General features: G+C 68.2%; 16 protein-coding genes and 3 tRNA genes. 7 read left to right on the top strand and 12 right to left on the bottom strand.

From position 1 onward, the window contains the following. The first annotated feature begins 36 nt into the window (after positions 1–36). Positions 37–1,662: a S41 family peptidase gene (locus KBI44_18650; GenBank protein MBP9146504.1), complete on the top strand. Its 1,626-nt coding sequence runs from the start codon at positions 37–39 to the stop codon at positions 1,660–1,662. Between the two features lie 642 nt (positions 1,663–2,304). Here the strand turns inward: KBI44_18650 and KBI44_18645 are convergent. The 10 genes from KBI44_18645 to KBI44_18600 form a co-directional block, all read right to left on the bottom strand. After that, on the bottom strand, positions 2,305–3,516 hold the full coding sequence (locus KBI44_18645; GenBank protein MBP9146503.1) for a hypothetical protein: 1,212 nt from the start codon (positions 3,514–3,516) through the stop codon (positions 2,305–2,307). 230 nt (positions 3,517–3,746) lie between these two features. Further along, complete coding sequence (locus KBI44_18640) at positions 3,747–4,616, bottom strand: sigma-70 family RNA polymerase sigma factor (protein ID MBP9146502.1); 870 nt, start codon at positions 4,614–4,616, stop codon at positions 3,747–3,749. 180 nt (positions 4,617–4,796) lie between these two features. Then, positions 4,797–6,011 (bottom strand): hypothetical protein, encoded by a 1,215-nt coding sequence (locus KBI44_18635; protein MBP9146501.1) that lies wholly within the window; start codon positions 6,009–6,011, stop codon positions 4,797–4,799. A gap of 28 nt (positions 6,012–6,039) precedes the next feature. Next, positions 6,040–7,233 carry a hypothetical protein gene (locus KBI44_18630; protein ID MBP9146500.1) on the bottom strand — a complete coding sequence of 398 codons (1,194 nt, stop codon included), beginning with the start codon at positions 7,231–7,233 and terminating at the stop codon, positions 6,040–6,042. A gap of 138 nt (positions 7,234–7,371) precedes the next feature. Then, a complete protein-coding gene (locus KBI44_18625) occupies positions 7,372–8,745 on the bottom strand; it encodes an amidohydrolase family protein (protein MBP9146499.1) in 1,374 nt (457 codons plus the stop codon). Between the two features lie 4 nt (positions 8,746–8,749). Then, positions 8,750–8,905, bottom strand: coding sequence for a 50S ribosomal protein L33 (rpmG, locus tag KBI44_18620; protein ID MBP9146498.1), 156 nt, complete (start codon positions 8,903–8,905; stop codon positions 8,750–8,752). A 43-nt stretch (positions 8,906–8,948) separates the two neighbouring features. After that, positions 8,949–9,025, bottom strand: a tRNA-Asp gene (locus KBI44_18615). Between the two features lie 64 nt (positions 9,026–9,089). Next, positions 9,090–9,164, bottom strand: a tRNA-Val gene (locus KBI44_18610). Positions 9,165–9,206: 42 nt separating this feature from the next. Continuing rightward, complete coding sequence (locus KBI44_18605) at positions 9,207–11,138, bottom strand: alkaline phosphatase family protein (GenBank protein ID MBP9146497.1); 1,932 nt, start codon at positions 11,136–11,138, stop codon at positions 9,207–9,209. Positions 11,139–11,191: 53 nt separating this feature from the next. Further along, positions 11,192–14,011 (bottom strand): TonB-dependent receptor, encoded by a 2,820-nt coding sequence (locus KBI44_18600; GenBank protein MBP9146496.1) that lies wholly within the window; start codon positions 14,009–14,011, stop codon positions 11,192–11,194. A 95-nt stretch (positions 14,012–14,106) separates the two neighbouring features. Between KBI44_18600 and KBI44_18595 the strand changes: the two genes are divergently transcribed. Both KBI44_18595 and KBI44_18590 read left to right on the top strand, forming a co-directional pair. Then, complete coding sequence (locus KBI44_18595) at positions 14,107–14,715, top strand: superoxide dismutase (GenBank protein ID MBP9146495.1); 609 nt, start codon at positions 14,107–14,109, stop codon at positions 14,713–14,715. Between the two features lie 87 nt (positions 14,716–14,802). Continuing rightward, positions 14,803–14,878 (top strand) — tRNA-Met (locus KBI44_18590). A 50-nt stretch (positions 14,879–14,928) separates the two neighbouring features. On the opposite strand, the gene KBI44_18585 is transcribed toward KBI44_18590, so the two are convergent. Together KBI44_18585 and KBI44_18580 are read right to left on the bottom strand one after the other, a co-directional pair. After that, positions 14,929–15,348 carry a PIN domain-containing protein gene (locus tag KBI44_18585; protein MBP9146494.1) on the bottom strand — a complete coding sequence of 140 codons (420 nt, stop codon included), beginning with the start codon at positions 15,346–15,348 and terminating at the stop codon, positions 14,929–14,931. Beyond that, entirely contained in the window at positions 15,345–15,575 is a 231-nt protein-coding gene (locus KBI44_18580; protein MBP9146493.1) for a ribbon-helix-helix protein, CopG family, read from the bottom strand. The genes KBI44_18585 and KBI44_18580 overlap by 4 nt, the downstream gene beginning before the upstream one ends. Before the next feature lie 161 nt (positions 15,576–15,736). On the opposite strand from KBI44_18580, the gene KBI44_18575 reads away from it, so the two are divergent. The 4 genes from KBI44_18575 to KBI44_18560 all read left to right on the top strand — a co-directional run. Continuing rightward, positions 15,737–15,964 carry a CopG family transcriptional regulator gene (locus KBI44_18575; protein ID MBP9146492.1) on the top strand — a complete coding sequence of 76 codons (228 nt, stop codon included), beginning with the start codon at positions 15,737–15,739 and terminating at the stop codon, positions 15,962–15,964. A 105-nt stretch (positions 15,965–16,069) separates the two neighbouring features. After that, on the top strand, positions 16,070–16,291 hold the full coding sequence (locus tag KBI44_18570; protein MBP9146491.1) for a ribbon-helix-helix protein, CopG family: 222 nt from the start codon (positions 16,070–16,072) through the stop codon (positions 16,289–16,291). Position 16,292: 1 nt separating this feature from the next. Continuing rightward, a complete protein-coding gene (locus KBI44_18565) occupies positions 16,293–16,694 on the top strand; it encodes a putative toxin-antitoxin system toxin component, PIN family (GenBank protein ID MBP9146490.1) in 402 nt (133 codons plus the stop codon). A gap of 3 nt (positions 16,695–16,697) precedes the next feature. After that, positions 16,698–17,014, top strand: a 317-nt coding sequence (locus tag KBI44_18560; protein ID MBP9146489.1) for a hypothetical protein, incomplete at its 3' end; no start/stop codon positions are given.

Here is a 17,014-nt window from a genome sequence, read left to right as displayed (position 1 = left end):
CGAAGGGCGCTGCTTTTCACATGTTAGGATCGCCCCATGCGTCGACCGTGGCGGCTCGCTGCGACTCTCCTGTTCCTTCTCGCGACTCTGGTCGGCGGGCTGGCCGGCAACCGGCTGCTCGCCCTGGGAGAGGACGCACGCAACAACCTGAAGCTCTACACCGAGCTGCTTCAGGCGGCGCGGTCGCAGTACGCAGGCGAAGTCCATTTCCGCGACCTCGTCTACTCCTCGATCAACGGCATGCTGCGGACCCTCGATCCGCACACCAGTTTCCTGCCGCCGACCGCCTACTCCTCGATGCGCGAGAAGCAGCAGGCGAGCTTTTTCGGTCTCGGCATCCTGGTCGGCGTGCGCAACGGCCGACTGACCGTGATCGCGCCGATCGACGGCACGCCCGCCTCGCGCCTGGGGATCCGCGCCGGCGACGTCATTCAGCGCATCGAGGACGAGCCCACCGACAAGTTGTCGATCGACGAGGCGGTCTCCCGCCTCAAGGGTCCCAAGGGTACGCAGGTGCGGATCTCGATCCTGCGCGCCGGCCTCGAGGAGCCGCTCGAGCTCGCCGTGACCCGGGCCGAGATTCCGCAGACCACCGTGCGCTACGCCTACATGATTGCGCCCGACACCGGCTACATCTCGATCAGCGACTTCACCCGCTCGACGTCCAGCGAGGTGGAGAAAGCGCTCGCCAAGCTCAAGGCGGAAGGGATGAAGCGGCTGCTGCTCGACCTGCGCAACAACGGCGGCGGCCTACTCGACCAGGCGGTGGACGTCGCCGACCAGTTCCTGCCGGACGGCTCGACGGTGGTGGTCACTCGCGGTCGCACCGCCGATTCCGCCCAGTCCTACTCCGCCGACGGCAGCCACGCGCCGATCGCCGACCCGGTGGTCGTGCTGGTCAACAGCGGCACCGCTTCGGCCGCCGAGATCCTCTCCGGCGGCATCCAGGACCACGACATCGGGCTCGTGGTCGGCACGCCGACGTGGGGCAAGGGGCTGGTGCAGACGGTCTACGGCCTGTCCTACGGCGCCGGCCTGGCGCTCACCACCGCCAAGTACTACACACCGTCGGGGCGCCTGATCCAGCGCGACTACAGCTCCTACTTCGACTACTACACCCGGAACGGCCTCGAGCCCGGCGACGACGCTCCGCACGCCAAGGTGGAGCCACCGGCAACCGAAGCCTACTCGACCGACCTCGGCCGCAAGGTCTACGGCGGCGGCGGCATCACCCCGGACGTCGAAGTGCAGTCGACGGAGATCGCGCCGTTCCTGCAGTTCCTCCTCGGACGCTCGGCCTTCTTCGGCTTCGGCGTCGACTACGATCGCCGGCACCCCGAGATCACCCGCGACTGGCGGCCGGACGACACCGTGCTCGCCGAGTTCCGCAAGTGGGTCGTCGAGCAGAAGATCGATACCGTCGAGGATCTCGACAAGGGCTTCGAGAACGAGGCGGAACGCATCTACGCCCTGCGCCAGATCCGCGCCGAGATCTTCGCCTCGCGCTTCGGAATCGAGGCCTCGCACCAGGTGCAGAGTGAGGGCGACGCCCAGATCCAGGCGGCCCTCGGCCTCTTCCCGCGCGCCGAAGCCCTCCTCGCCGAACGGCTCCGGCTGGAGAAGAAGCCGCACGTGGCGGCGTCGAACCTCGGTCGACCGTAGAGCGCCGCAGACTCAGCGTTTTCTCCGGACCTCAGGGCATTCGCCCGGGGTCCCGTCGGGCAGTGGGAGGGGACACATAGCGGCTGCGGCAGCCGCTGGTCCCGGGCTCAGCCGCTCGGCCGCAATATGTCCCCGACTTCCGGCAAGATGTCGCCGACTCTGCAGGCTTCTCGCCTCATTGGGGCGCTCCGGCGCTCGTGAATCCAGGGTGGGCGACCACGCTTCAAATAGGAGCCCGCCCTGGATTCACGAGCGCCGGAGTGCCCCGTCTCCGCCGCGTAGCACTGGGTTCACCGCAGGGGCGGCGCTAGGGGACACATAGCGGCTTCGGCGACCGTTGGTCGTCGCCTCGGACGAGTGGCCGCAATATGTCCCCGACTTTCAGCGGAGTGCCCCGCCACCGCCGCGGCGCAGTTTCACTCGACGCACACGGGGCGCCAGGGGACACATAGCGGCTTCGGCGACCGCTGGTCGTCGCCTCGGACGAGCGGCCGCAATATGTCCCCAACGTCCCGCCGCTATATGTCTCCGACTTTCACCGGAACTGGAGTGTAGGGGCGACGCATGCGTCGCCCACGCAGAAAACGAAAAAGGCCGGCGCGAGCGCCGGCCTTCTCTTCCTGCTGTGAGCTGCGCGAGGCGTCAGGGAGCTTCGTTGCGGATCTCGAAGTAGCGCTCGCCGACGATGCTCGTGCCACCGAAGATGTCGACCGCCACCGCCTGGACGTGATGCTGACCGTCCGAGGTCAGGCCGGTGTCGAGGAAGTACGCCCAGCCCGGAGCAAGGCTGTTCGGATAGCCGGGATAGACCGAGCTGACATCCGGGCGCCCGAGGCCGTAGGCGGCATCGCCCACCCACTCGCCGTCGAGCCAGATCTGCACCGCCGAGATCCCTTCGGGGTCGAGTGCCCAGCCCCAGATCTCGGTGATGCCGTCGATGATCGCGCCGTTGTCGGGCCCGTCGATGAAGCCGATCGCGCCCGCGTTGCCGGTGTTCTCGTCGCAGAAGAAGGAAACTGGAATCTCGGCGATGTTGGCAACGTTGCCGAAGTAGTCGCCGGCGCGGATCGTCAGCTCGTGGAAGCCCTGCGAGTAACCGATCTCCGAGATCAGCCAACCGACGTCGAGCACGAAGCGGAAGCGGGCATGAGGCGAATTCGCGACCGTCGGGAAGATGCGCTCGACGTCGAGGCTCTGCAGGCCGTAGCAGTTCGTCAGCCCACCCCAATAGGGGTCGCTGAAGCAGCTGATCACCGTGTTCGCGTAGAGGCCGCCATTGATCAGCAGCTCGACGTACTTGACACCGGTGTCTCCGGTCTCGATCCCGGCATCGAGCGCCCATCCGCTGATGACGCTCAACCGGGGGGTGAGGTCGTCGAGGTCGCAGGTGCCATAGAGCTCACTGCTCGGATTGGGGAAGGTGATGGCGCCGAACGGCGCGAGGTTCGAGCTGTTGTTGTTGATCTGAATCGTGACCGCGTTGAGCCAGGTCCGCTCGCCGCTGTTGCTGGTCACCCGCGCCGAGATCTGGTGCAGATCGTTGGTGTAGCGCGTCGAATCCAGGAACATGCCGAATCCCACCAGGGCGCCGTCGGGATAGCCCGGGAAGATGAGCTCGACGTCGGGGCGATTGCGGCCGTAGTCCGTCATGCCGGCGACCACGCCGTCGACATAGAGCTCGACGCGCTCGACACCGTCGTCGTCCAGCGCCCAGCCGGTGATCGGGAGGAGCCCGCCGCCGGCGTTGCCGCCGCCGTGGATGCCCTCGACATGGCCGAAGGGAGCGGCCGCAAAGGCGGGAAGGCCGGCCAAGGACAGAGTCAAGCCCAAGAGAAAGCAGAGTTTGCGCCGCATCTCGATCTCCTTCGTCTGAACTTCGCGTAGTGTGTGCGGGAATCTCCGGAAAGTCAAGTGAATACAGCACATAAGTCTTCCAGCGGGAAAATTCCACAGGCCGCAGGACGCACAATCCACTGTGCAGGCAAGCACAAACGGCTGTGCAGCGGCGCGCTTTCCCCGCGGGCCCGGCATCCGGAACCCGCGAGGACCGACCTGGAGAATGCCGGTCGCGCCCGGTTGGCGAGTTACGGCTCGAGGCCGGGCGAGCCGCAGCGGCAAGCCGGGGAGGCGCGCTCCGCCTGCGGTCTCGCGCCGGTATCGGCGGTCGCGGCGATCGCGGCGCGCCGGTCGCGCCGCGGCAGCTCGACTCCGTGACCCAACAGCTTGCGCCGCAGGCGGTAGATGATCGAGTTGACTGCGGCGACACCCAGCCTGCCGCCGAGCACGGCAGCGATCTCCCGGCTGGTCCAGCCTTCGAGCAGAGCCAGCCGTGCGATCTGCAGGGTGGCCGCAGTCGCGTTCCGGCCGAGCGCCCGACGGCAGATCTGCAGAAAGTCCCGCCGCCGTTCGCCAGCCAGCAGTCGGTCTTCCGGTCCAATCACATCGTTGCATCCGGAAAGCGGCGTCAGCCTCCACTCCTCCAGGACGACCAGACGCCCGCCCGCCCGCTTCTGGGCCAGGGTCGCGCGATGCGCATCGACGACCACGCTCACCGCGACCCGTTGGAGATAGCTCATCAACTGCGCCTCGCTGCTGCCGCGGAACTGCCGCGGCCGGCCGCTGCCGCCGCCACCGAGCAGCCGGCAGTAGACCTCCTGCACGAGGTCCTCCGCCGGCTCGGCCTCCGCTCCGGGGCCGCCCAGGCGCAGTAACGACCGCCGGACGGCGATCACGAGGCGCGAATGAAAACGCGCCACGAACTCCCGCCAGGAGCGCTCGCAGGTTCCGGCGGCGCAGACGCGGAACAGATCGGGCGAGGAGACTCGATCGACCGGCGTGCGATGGGCGATCGCCGACGGCCGCGGACTGCCTGCCGCTCGCGCGGCGGAGCTCGAATCGGGGAAACCGGCCGGGAGTGTGGACCTTGCAGACGACGCGATAGGGGTGACTGACATTCTCCGCTCCTTGGAGGTTGTGGAGCGGAGACGCCGGAAAAACAAAGAGCCGAGCGCGCGCGAGCGGCTCGGCCATCCAGGAACACCTTTAGTGTACTCCTTCTCGCGCTGGGGACCAAGTCTCCAGCCAGGTCTTCGGTCCAAGCGCCGGCCAGGACGCCGGCGAGCCGCGGTAGCGGCTCAGGGCGCCTGACAGAGCTCGTCGCGGGTCCGCGCGGCATTGAAGCCGACGGCGAACCGGCCCGACGCACTATGGAGCGCGACGACGTAGCTCTGCAGCGGCACAACCTGGATCGGCGGCTGCCCGATCGAAAAGTCGCATCCGCGCAACTCCCGGTTTGCTACGTCCACGAAGCCGAACTGAATCGCGGTAGGAATCTCCGTTCCGCCGACGGGAATGCGCGCCGTGACCTCGGTGACCAGTGCCTCGGTCGGCAACTCCTGCCCGGCACCCGCCTCGTCGAATACGGAGTAGCTCAGAAGCTGGCAGACGTCGACCGATTCCTCACGCTCGTCGCAGAGCACGGCCGCCGGAAGCGCCAGGCTCGGCTCGGCCCAGACCGCGAGATCGGTGCCACCCGAAAACAGACCGCCGTTGAGAAACCGCGCGCGGTACTGCGTACCCAGAGGAGCGCGGGCGTCCTCCCCGGTGCGATCGATCCACCGACTGTAGAAGGTCTGGGTCCGCCCGCCGAAGCGAGCTTCGTCGGCCACGATGTGCGCCGCCTCGCCGCCCTGCGCTAGGTTCGCCGCCGCATCGACGAGAAAGAAGTCACCGAGCAGCACGTTGTCATTGGCCGCGATCCCTGAGCCGCCGGCCTCGAAGTAGCCGTTGCTCGTGGGGAAGTGAATCGTCGGCGAACAGGCCTGGACGACATCGATCGTCAGATAGCCGAGCGCGATGTTGGCCCCTGCCCGGCCGCTCCCGGCGCAGCGCTGCTGGCCGTCGGGCTGGCCGGTGTGCTGCCGTCGGAGCGCTTCGAGCGCCGCGTCGTCGAGCGTGGGCAGAACGAGCGGATTCGTGCAGCCGGCGAAGGAGCCCCCTCCCGTCACCGGCAGGGCGCCGGCAAAGAGGTCGCGCAGATTGACCGACTGCACGTCGTTCGCGGCGAGAAAGAGATCGAAGGCCAGCGTCGGCAGCCCCCAATCGGTCCACAGCACGAGGTGCGCGAGCGTCGCCTGCCCGCCCGCGTTGGTCACGGAGATGAGCGTCGTCTTACCGTTCGTGTCGGCGAGGTCGATTTCGAAGTACGGAATGAGCAGCGTCGCCGCGGGTACGGGGTCGCCCGTGCAGGCGCTCTCGAAGGCACCGCCGTCCGACCGCGCGGCGAGACCCACGAACAGAAGGCAGGTGACAAGAGTCGAGACCTTGATTGGACGCGGGAGTCTCACCATGAATGGCCCCTTTCGCGAATCGGACGGGTCAGGGAGCCGCGGGCAGACAGAGCTCGTCCGCCGTGCGGAAGGCGTTCAGTCCGAGGCTGAAGCGCCCGGAGGCGCTGGAGATCGGCATCACCCAGCTCTGCAGCGGGAAGTCGCCGGCCGGCTCGGAGAGGCAGCCCACCTGAACCCGGTTCTCGAGGTCGATGAAACCGAACGGCGCGACGACCGGAACCTCGATGCTGCCGACTTGGAGACGCGTCGCGATCTCGGTGACGACGAAGTCCTTGACCGGCGCCTGACCCGCGGCCGCCTCGTTGAAGGCGGTGGTCTGCAGGTACTGGCAGGGATCGACGAAGCTCGTCCGCTCGCCGCAAACGACCGCCTCTGGTCGCGCCAGGCTCGGCTCGACCCAGACGATCAGATCGGTGCCGCCGGAAAAGGCGCCGCCGTTCAGGTAGCGCGAGCGATAACGCGTGCCGAGAGGGACGCGTGCGTCGGCGCCGCTGTGAGCCACCCAGGCGCCGTAGAACGTCGCCGGCTGGCCGCCGAACCGGGCCTCGTCCGCCAGAATGTGGACGGCTTCGTTGCCCTGTGCGAAATCCTCACCGGTGTCGACGAGGAAGAAGTCCCCCACCAGCACGTTGGCGTTGCCCGCAATACCCGTGCCGCCGGCCGCGAAGTAGCCGCTGTGCCCCGGATACGTGATCTCGGCCGAACAGGCCTGGGCGACATCGATGGTCACGAAGCCGGTGGCGACAAGGGCACCGGACCTCCCGCTGCCGGCACAGTTCCCCTGGGCATCCGGCTGGCCGGTGTGCTGCTGCCGCAGCTTGGCGATCGCGACTGCGTCGAGAGCGGGCAGTTGCAACGGATTCGTGCAGCCGGCGAAGGCGCCGCCGCCCGTCTCGGGGAGCTGCCCCGCGAAGAGGTCGCGCAGGTTGATCGACTGCACGTCGTCGGCGGCCAGAAACAGGTCGAACATGAGGGTCGGCACCCCCCAGTCGGTCCACACGACGACATGGGCGAGGGTCGACTGCGCGCCGGCATTCGTCACGGCGAGGAGCGTGGTCAGGCCGCTGGTCGAGGTGAGGTCGACCTCGAAATATGGGACGAGCAGCGTCGCCGCCGGGGACGCACCGCTGCTGCAACTGCTCGACGCCAGACCCGCGGACGCCTGCGCCGCCAGCCCAGCCGTCAGGATGCCCAGAAGCGCCAGCCGAGTCGAATACCGCATCGCTACCTCCAAGGGGTTTCTCCGCCGCCCGGAGGGCGAGGGGACTGCACGATCCAGCGCCAAGACTGGCACCGGACTGCCTGGGAGGCAAGGGTAGTTACTACTGTGCACCGCGAGGGCCCGATGGGGCAGTCGGGGTCACAAGAGCGCGGCGCGCGCCAGAAGTGTCGCCGTCGCGCCCTCTGCCGCGTCCAGAACCTCCGAGAGCTCCCAGCGCCGCAACCGCCCGTCCTCGACCAGGAGCTCGCCGTCGACCGTCACGTGCCGGACGGCGGCAGGCGAGGCGCCGAAGGCGACGCGATCGTGCGGGTCCATCTCCGCCGCGCCGGCGAGCTCGGGCTGGTCGGTGCGCAGGACCAGCAGATCGGCCCGCTTGCCGACCTCGATCGAACCGATCTCGTCCGCGAGTCCGAGGACGCGCGCCCCTTCGCTGGTCGCGAGGCGCAGAGCCTCGAGTCCCGAGAGGCTGCCCGGACCGCTACGCACGCTCGCCAACTGCGCCGCGAGACGCAGCTCCGACCAGGCGTCGAGCCGGTTGTTGCAGGCCGCGCCGTCGGCTCCGATACCGACCGGAATCCCGGCGCGCCGGATCGCCACCACGGGCGCGAGCCCGGAGCCCAGCTTGAGGTTGGAGCCCGGACAGTGCACGACGCCGAAGCGCCGGCCGGCGACCCGGGCAAAGTGCCGCGGTCGCAACCAGACGCCGTGTGCGATGCGAAGGTCACGCTCGAGGAGACCGAGGTCGGCGAAGTACTCGATCTCGTCGCGCCCCTGCTTCTCGCGTCGGACGGCGCGACCCTCGGCGCGCTGCTCGAGCGCGTGGGTGTGCACGGGCCAGTCCAGTGCCCGCGAGGCCTCGACGACCTGCCGCCAGAGTCCGTCGGAGCAGGAGAGGGCGAAGCGCGGATTGAGCACCGCCCGCAGACGCCCGCCCCCTTCGCGCTCGAAGCGTTCGCCGAGCTCGACGGCGTGCGCGAGGCTCGCCGCCGCGGGCTCGCAGAGGCCGGGCGGGAGGCCGAGGCCTTCGTCCATCAGGCATTTGCCGGCGGTGGCGCGGAGGCCGGACTCGGCAATTGCCGCCAAGAGACCCTCGATCCCGGGCCCGAGGCCGATGTCCTGGATCGTCGTCGTGCCGCCGAGCAGGCACTCGGCGGCGCCGAGCCGGCCCGAACAGTAGGCGGTCTCGTCGTTGTGGGCGGCCTCGAGCGGCCAGATGCGCTCGCGCAACCAGGGCAGGAGGGCGCGCTCCTCGGCGAGGCCGCGGAACAGGGTCTGACCGAGATGAAGGTGTCCCTGGATGAGGCCGGGGAGTAGCAGGTGTCCGGTGACGTCGAGGGTCCGGGCATGCCCGGGCGCGACGAGGCCCTGCCCGAGAGCCGCAATGCGGCCCGCTTCGAGCAGAACGTCGGTGTGGGGGTGGACCGAAGCTACGGCATCGAGGGAGAGGATCGTGCCGCCCCGGAGCAGGAGCGGGCGGATCGGGGCGCCGGTCGGCGCCTGCCCTCGCGTCACTGCGCTAGCGCAGCTTCTCTTCGACGAACTCGACGTGCTGGCGCACCTTCGGATCGTACTTCTTCATGCGCAGCTTCTCACTGGAGGCCTTCTTGTTCTTCGTGGTGGTGTAGAAGTAACCCGTTCCGGCCGAAGAAACCAACTTGATCTTGTCGCGCATCTTGCAAACTCCCCGTCTGACTTCCGAAATCGAAACTTAGAACTGGCGGGGCCGACGGGACTCGAACCCGCGACCTCCTGCGTGACAGGCAGGCGTTCTAACCAGCTGAACTACGACCCCGCGATGATCCCTTCTGACCCTCTGCCCCTCTGATGACTCCTGCAGCTCGGAGGCCTCCCTCAAATGGTGGGAGGTGAGGGGCTTGAACCCACGACACCCTGCGTGTAAGGCAGGTGCTCTACCACTGAGCTAACCTCCCCTGCCCGAGCCGGTGCATTGTATGGAACCGGAGGTCCCCGAGTCAACGCCGGGGACGCGGCTCGTCGATCGCATCGAGCGATGTGAGCGCGCGCCGCAGTTCTTCGCGCTCCGGGGCGAGCGCCACGGCGCGTTCGAAGGCCCGGCGGGCGGCGGCCCGCTCGCCCAGGCAGAGGTGCGCAGTGGCGAGCGCCGCCCACGAGCCGGCGCGTGCTTCGTCGCGCCGCACCGCCTCCGCGAAGTCCGCGGCGGCCCCACCGCAGTCGCCCTGCTCGATGCGCGCGCGGCCGCGGAAGAGCCGCAGCGCAACGTGGGCCGGCCTCCCCGCGACGGCGGCATCGAGCAGCGCGCGGGCGCGATCGAGCCGGCCGCGCTCGCGCCAGAGCGCGGCGCGCGCCACAATGAGCTCGCCGCCCGCCGGCAGTCCGCCCTGGAACGCCTCGACGAGCAGGCGGTCGGAGCGCACGGCATCCCGCTCCTCTTCGAACAGGAGATTGGAAAGGTTCCACTTTGCCGCGACATCGCCAGGCTCCTGTTCGAGCGCCTGTTCGTAGCAGAGCATCGCCTCGGCCGTCCGCCCGAGGCCTTCGAGAATCTGCGCCTCGTTGCTGAACGAACCGGCCGTGCGAGTGCCGTGGGGGCGCGGGCCCTCGCTTTTCTCCGGGCCGGCCCCCAGGTAGCCCAGGGCCTGAAGTTTCCGGAGCTCTTCGTCGTGGCTGAAGTGCACCTCGGGCCGCGAGTCCGCGACGGGGAGGCGCGCCTCGAGTCGCGAATCTGCGGCGGGAAGGGGCGCCGGCCCGGCCTCCGCGAGTGCCGGAGCCACTCCGCGCGGCGCAGGAAGATCGATCAACGCCAACAGCGTCGAAGCGACCTGCGCCACTCCCCCCCGCGCCGAGCGTCCGGGCCGTGCCGGAATACCCGGTCCGACAAGCAGGTAGATCCCATCCGACCGATGCCACTTCGCCGCCGTGGCTCCCGCGACACTCGAGAGCCCCGCAGGCCGCCCTTCGCCCCACTCGAAACCATGGTCCGAAGCGAGCATCAGCACCGCACCGGAGCGCGCCGCCACCTCCGCGAGCTCGCCGAGAACGCCGTCGAGGAGCTCGAAGTAGCGCTCCGGGACCGGTCCGAAGCGCGCGGCGTCGCGAGCGTCGACGCCCGCTGTCTGCGGAGCCACGAACGGCGCGAAGAGATGCCCGATCGTGTCCGTGCCCTCGAAGTAGACCGCCGCCAGCCGCGTCGGGTGCTTTGCCAGCCATTCCAGCGCGAGCCGTCGGACGATCTCGGTCTGCACCAGCACCTGCCTCAGGCCAGGAACCTTCTCGGCAAAGGGATCCGAAGACGACACGGCGGCGGCGAGCTCGTCCGCCGAGAGATCGGGAAGCAGCCTCCGCATGGCCGCGAGATCGACGCTGCCGGTGCCTTCTTGTCGAACCCTTTCCGCCCAGGACTTCTCGCTTGCCGGCGACAGCGCGCGCTCCACCGATTCACGAGCGGACAGGAATACGTTACTTACCAGCAGGCCTTTGGCTTCTTCCGCCGGAAACGTCGCCCAGAGCCCGATGACCGCGACCTCCCGTCCTGCCTCCGAGGCGATATTCCACACCGCCGGCACTTGCCGCTCGTCGCTCGTGATCGGTTCGCGCCGACCGGTCTCGGCATGGAAGCGCACGAAGTCGAGGATGCGGTGCTCGAGCGGCCCGCGCCCGGTCATCATCGTCGTCCACAGGAGCGGCGAGAGCGGCGGCTGTTCGGTGACCAGCACTCCCCCGCTGCCTGCGCTCACGAGACGCGCCAAGTTCGGCATTCGGCCGGCGGCCATCAGCGGCTCGAGGAACTGCCAGTCGGCGCCGTCGAGCCCGACGAAGAGCACCGAGCGGGAAGGCGCAGCGATGTCGCCCGCCGGAGGTGTCGTAGGTGTCGGAGCCAGGTCGTTGCCGCGCCCGCAGGCCAGCGCGAGAACGAGCGTCGACAACGAAAGGGCCCCCGCAAGGGGGCCCAGGAATGTGCGCGCTGGGCTGCCGGCGGTCAAAAGCTCAGCCGGACCCCCACCCGCGCCGTGGTCGGCGGTGTGCGCAGGATCGCCTTGCCGTAGCCGGGATTGACCGGCGTCGGCGAGACGTTGTCGGCCTCCTGGAAGCCCCACCTCTGGTCGATGAGGATCGCTCGCTGGGCATCGAGGATGTTGAAGATGTCGAGCATGAAGTTGAGCGTCATCGGCCCCAGCTCGAGCGGATAGCCGAGGTGGACGTCGGCCTCGTAGATGTCCGGAGCGCGGCCCTCGGCGCCGCGTTTCGAGAGAAAGAACTCGTAACGCCCGTAGCCGTCCGAGAAGCCGTAGCGGGTGAGCGGCGTGCCGGTGCGGTAGTAGCCGGAGACGCCGACCGTCATCTTGAAGCCGGTCACGAAGTAGCCCGAGAACTTGAACTGGTGACGGCGGTCGTTCGACAGCGGACCGTCGTTGGTGATGCGGTCGAAGTTGCGCCCGTCGGTGAAGAAATCGTAGTAGTCGTAGGCGGCCGAGATGTTCGGATCGGCGCCGACGTTGGTGAACGGCGCGTATTCGCCGTCGAAGTTGCCGTCGAGCTTGGAGTAGACGTAGGAGACGAGCCCCTGCCAGTTGTCGGAGAAGCGCTTGGTGGCGTCGAGCTGCAGACCCTTGTAGTCGCGCTTCGGCTCGGGCGCCGGGAAGGTCGTCGAGACGTCGTAGGTGTAGATCCGCTGCATGATCCCCTTGCCGGGGTTGCCGATGCAGTAGTCGTAGGCGTCGGTACAGACGAAGTCCTCGATGACGCGGCCGTACTCGCGGTAGATGCCCTTCACGCCGACCGCCACGTCCGGCAGGACCTCGCGCTCGTAGCCCAGGATGAACTCGTTGATGTACTGGTTCTTCAGATTCGGGTCGGCCTCTTCGGTGAAGCCGCCGAGGATCACCGAATCGCGTCCGAGGTCCGCTTCGGCGGCGGCGTCGGGTCGGGTCGAGAACGGGTCGAAATTGAAGACTCGCGCCTGGCGCTCCTGCGCGAACGAGCGGATCACGAGGTCCATCGGAATCTGCTCGTAGTACTGGCCGAACGATCCGTAGACCTTCGAGTGCCCCTCGGCGCCCGGCGCCCAGGTGAAGCCCAAGCGCGGCGCGTAGTCGTCCTTCAAGTCGATGACCCGTCGCCCGAAGCGGTCGAAGATCTCCTGCCGGTCCCACCGCACACCGAGATTCAGACCGAGCGCCGGAGTGACCTGCCAGCGGTCCTGCAGGTAGGCGACGGTGTTCTCGTGCGCGACCGGCGCCACGAGCGCCGAGGTCGGAGCGTCACCAACCGTGGCGAGCGGGGTCGTCCAGTAGAAGTGGCTGTAGATGTCCGGTCCGCCCGCGGGGTTGGCGAGGATGTCGACGCGCTGGCCGCCCGACATGCGCTTGACGACGGTCGCCTCCTGGTCCTCGAACTCGAGCCCGAACTTCAAGTCGTGCCGGTCGAGGTACTTGGCGATCGAGCCGCCGTAGGCGTCGCGCCGGAACTCCTTCTGCTGGATGAGACCGAAGCCGCCGGTCTGGAACGAGTCGTTCTCCGAGTCGCGGAACTCGACGATGTCGCCCGCGGCGGAGGCCGGCCCGATCGAGTTCTCCTCCTCGTGGCGCGAGATCTGGGCGGAGAGGATCCAGCTCGAGCCCAGAAGCCCGTCATAGCGCAGGGCATAGTCCTGGCCGCCGTAGGACTGCTGCCCGAGGTAGGTGAGCGGCTCGCCGTTCAGCTTGTGATCGTTGTCGTTGATCGCCCCGGCATCGTCGCGCGGGTCCTGGAAGAAGGTGCCGACCAGCGACTGGCCCGGGGTGATGTTCCAGGTCAGCTTGGCGGCGGCGAGGTCGCGGTCGCTGGTCGATTCGACGATCTCGCCGGCGGCGGGACCGGCCGGCAGGATCGTGTCCGTCGTATTCGAGACGCGGTCGTAGGCGCCGAAGAACCAGAGGCGGTCCTTGACGATGTAGCCACCGAGGTCGACGCCGAAATCCTGGCGCTCGTAGCCGGCGACCGTGCCGGCGGTGGAGACGATCGTATCGGGGCTCGCCTGCAGCGAATCGTCGTCGAAGTAGACGAAGGCGTCGCCTTTGAACTCGTTGCCGCCCGACTTGGTGATGACGTTGATCACGCCTCCCGTCGAGCGCCCGTACTCGGCCTCGTAGCCGCCGGTCTTGATGTCGATCGCCTGCACGAACTCGAAGTTGAGCTCCTTGCCCTGGAAGCCGTACTCGACGCCGGTGGTGTTGACGCCGTCGACGATGAAGACGTTCTCGGCGCCCGAGGAGCCGTAGACCGAGATCGTCGACTGCGTGGTGTTCTCGGGATTGGCGTCGGAGGTGACGCCGGGCACGAGCTGCGCCATCGAGCTGTAGTTGCGGCCGGTGGGCAGCGACTCGATCGCCTGCTGGTCGAGGTTGATGCCGAGCGTCGTCGAGCGCAGGTCGATGACGGCCGAATCGCTCACCACGGTGATCTCCTCGGCCTCGGACGGCCTGAGGCTCGTATTCACCGTCGTATCGCGATCGAGCCCCACCGGCGTCTTCTGCTGCTCGGGGCCGAAGCCCGCGAGCTGGAAGGTGAGGACGTAATCGCCGGGCGGCAGGAGCGTCAGCCGATAGTGGCCGTCGGCGTCGGTCGTCGAGACGCGCGAGCCCTGGAGCACCGGGCTCGCAACCTGCACGGTCACTCCGGGGAGGCCGCCCCCGTTCTCGTCGGTGACGCGGCCGACGATGCCGCCGGTCGTCTGCGCGGCGAGCGGCGCGACCGGCGCCACCAGCGTCGCGAGCAGGACCAGTGCGGCTGCAAAGCGGAAGTATCCCTTCGTACGCATTCGAACCCCCTGGTCCAAAGGCACCCGTGACCTGCGTTCACCTGACTTCCCTGGAAACTGGCGCGCAGTATACTGCCGGCGAGGAGGAACCACTTATGCACGAACTGCCCAAACTGACCTACGCCTTCGACGCGCTCGAGCCGCACATCGACGCGCGCACGATGGAGATCCACCACGGCAAGCACCACCAGGCCTATGTCGACAACCTGAACAAGGCCCTGGCCAACGAAGCCGACCTCGCGAAGCTCCCGGTCGAGGACCTCCTGCGCGGCTTCGCCACGGTTCCCGACGCCATCAAGACGGCGGTCAAGAACCACGGCGGCGGCCACGCCAACCACTCGCTGTTCTGGGAGATCATGGGTCCCGACGGCGGCGGCTCGCCGATCGGCCCGCTGGCGGCCGAGATCAACGGGGCTTTCGGCTCGCTGAGCTCCCTGCAGGAGAAGGTCAACGCCGCAGCCATGGGCCAGTTCGGCTCCGGCTGGGGCTGGCTGGTGGTGGCCGACGGCAAGCTCGACGTCATCGCCCGCCCGAACCAGGACAGCCCGCTCGCCGAAGGCAAGACCCCCCTCCTCGGCGTCGACGTCTGGGAGCACGCCTACTACCTGAACTACCAGAACCGCCGCGCCGACTACTTGAAGGCCTGGTGGAACACCGTCCGCTGGGACAAGGTCGCCGAGCGCTACACCAAAGCCAAAGCCTGAAAAACGCCCCGCCTTCCCATATAATCCACTGTCTTCGACGCGGGGCCGGTCCCGGTCCCGCGTCCCCCGTTCCCCGTTTCGATTCACGGCGGTGTAGCTCAGGGGTTAGAGCGAGCGACTCATAATCGCTAGGTCGGTGGTTCGATCCCACCCACCGCCACCAGCTTCGATCCAGCCCAAAATCCTCCGCCGCTTTTCGCGGCCGAGCCCCGCCTAGCGCGTTTCCGGAATCAGCTCGAACGGGCGACCGCGATGGCCGCGCAGGGTGCGGAAATGGCGCTCGTCGAGGGAGAGCAGCGAGAGCGTTCGATAGCGTTCGGAGAGGACCACGAGCGAGGCGTCGGCGAGGCCGAGCGGGAAGTCGCTGTAGCGCTCGATGACTCGCAGGGCGGCACCGATATCCGCGGCGTCGAATGGCGGCAGCTCGAACGCTCCGCCTTCGATCTCCGCGAGAAGCGCCTGCTCGGCAGCCGGACCGACCCGTTCCCCAAGCAGATAGTCGATCTCTGCCAGGACGAACGGCGAGAGGACGAAGGGGGGCGCGATCGTCGCCATGGCGGCGGCGACGTCTCCGTGCCGCCGCTGGCCGGCATCGATCCAGGCGAGCAGGCCACTGGTATCCAGAAGGATCATCGTTCGCCGAAGCCGGCGAGCGCTTCGTCGACGCGTTCGGCGAGCCCAGGGTCGCTGCTGGTGAAGAGCGGGATGCGCGGCCGACGAGCGGCGTTCGCGGCGATCTCCGCGACCGCCGCCGCTACCCCCCGTCGGATGATCTCCGCTTCGCTCTCGCCGGACTTCTCCGCCGCCAGCTCGAGCTCCGCCTTCAACTCTTCGGTGAGGTAGACCGTGGTCCGAACCATGCCATACATTATGCCATACGCCCTGGAACTCTCGGTTCGCCCGGGCGCGGCAGAGCCCTGCTCCACAGCCTGACGTCGGAGAGGAAAGAAAGGGGCCGGCGAGCCTCCGGAGTGTGCACCTGATGCTTGCTATCACGCATCAGATGTTGAATTCTCGGCTCATGCGCACGACTCTCGTTCTCGACGACGACGTTCTCGACTCCGCTCGGGCTCTGGCGGAACGCCGCGGCGTTCCGATCGGGAAGGTCGTCTCCGAGCTCGCTCGCAAGGGGCTCAGTGCGCCGGAGCCTGGCGCGCGGCGCAATGGGATCCTCCTTTTCCCAGTCCAGCCCGACGCCGGCGTCGTGACGCCGGAGATCGTGTGCGAGCTACTCGAGGGGCGCGATTGACCCGCGTGCTGCTCGACCCGGACCAAGAACCCCCCGTTCGGGGGCGACGTTCGCTCCGGAGGCCGCCGTGTTCTGAGACGAGAATCTTGCACTACAATGTCGTACATGAAGAGTTCTACCCTCACCCTGCGCCTCGATCCTGACCTCGATTCGTTGCTCGAAAAGCTGGTCGCGCAGACCGGGCGGAGCCGCAGCGAGCTGGCTCGGGAGGCGTTGCGGAGGCAGTTGACGCTGGTCGAGTTCGAGCAGCAGCGGCGGCGGGTGTTGCCTTATGCCGAGGCGCGCGGATATCTCACGGACGAGGACGTTTTCCGCGAAATCTCTTGAGGTGAAGGTTTTCGTCGACACCAACGTGCTGGTGGCGGCCTACGCCACGCGCGGGCTGTGCAGCGACCTCCTCCGCCTGATCCTCGCGCAGCACGAACTGGTCGTCAGCCGGCAGGTTCTGGACGAGCTCGAGCGGGCGCTGCGCGGAAAGATCGGCCTGCCAGAAGGACTCATCGGCGAGATCCTCGCGACCCTCGCGGCACACATGTTCGAGACCGAGCCAGACCTTCTCTCCCCCATCGCGCTCCGCGATTCCGATGACGAACCGATCCTCGCAGCGGCCCTGGCTGCGGGCGCGGCGGCGCTCGTCACCGGCAACGCAGATCTCCTCGACGCCGCACCCGGCGCGCCGCTGTCGATTCTGAGCCCCCGCGCCTTCTGGCTCCAGCAGCGGGGCGGCTGAAGCATGATCCTGCAAACTCTCGATTCCTTCCTCACTGCCGAGCGTGCGCTCGGCGCGCGCGGGCCTTGGGTCGTGGCGTTTTCTGGAGGAGGCGATTCGACGGCATTAGCGGCGGGGCTTGCTGAGCTCGCGCCGCGGCAGGGAGTCGATCTCCACCTCTTCCATGTCGACCACGGGCTCGACGCGGGCTCGGGCGAACGGGCGGCGGGGGCGGCGGCGATCGCGGCGGAGCTGGGGCTGCCGTTCACCTCGGAGCGCCATCCGGTGCCGGAGCCCGCGCAGCGGCGCGAGGGCAGCGAGGCGGCGGCGCGCCGGGTGCG

This window comes from Thermoanaerobaculia bacterium (assembly GCA_018057705.1).
GTDB lineage: Bacteria > Acidobacteriota > Thermoanaerobaculia > Multivoradales > JAGPDF01 > JAGPDF01.
Note: the sequence above shows the minus strand (reverse complement) of the source record. Positions and strands in the feature narration are given on the sequence as shown.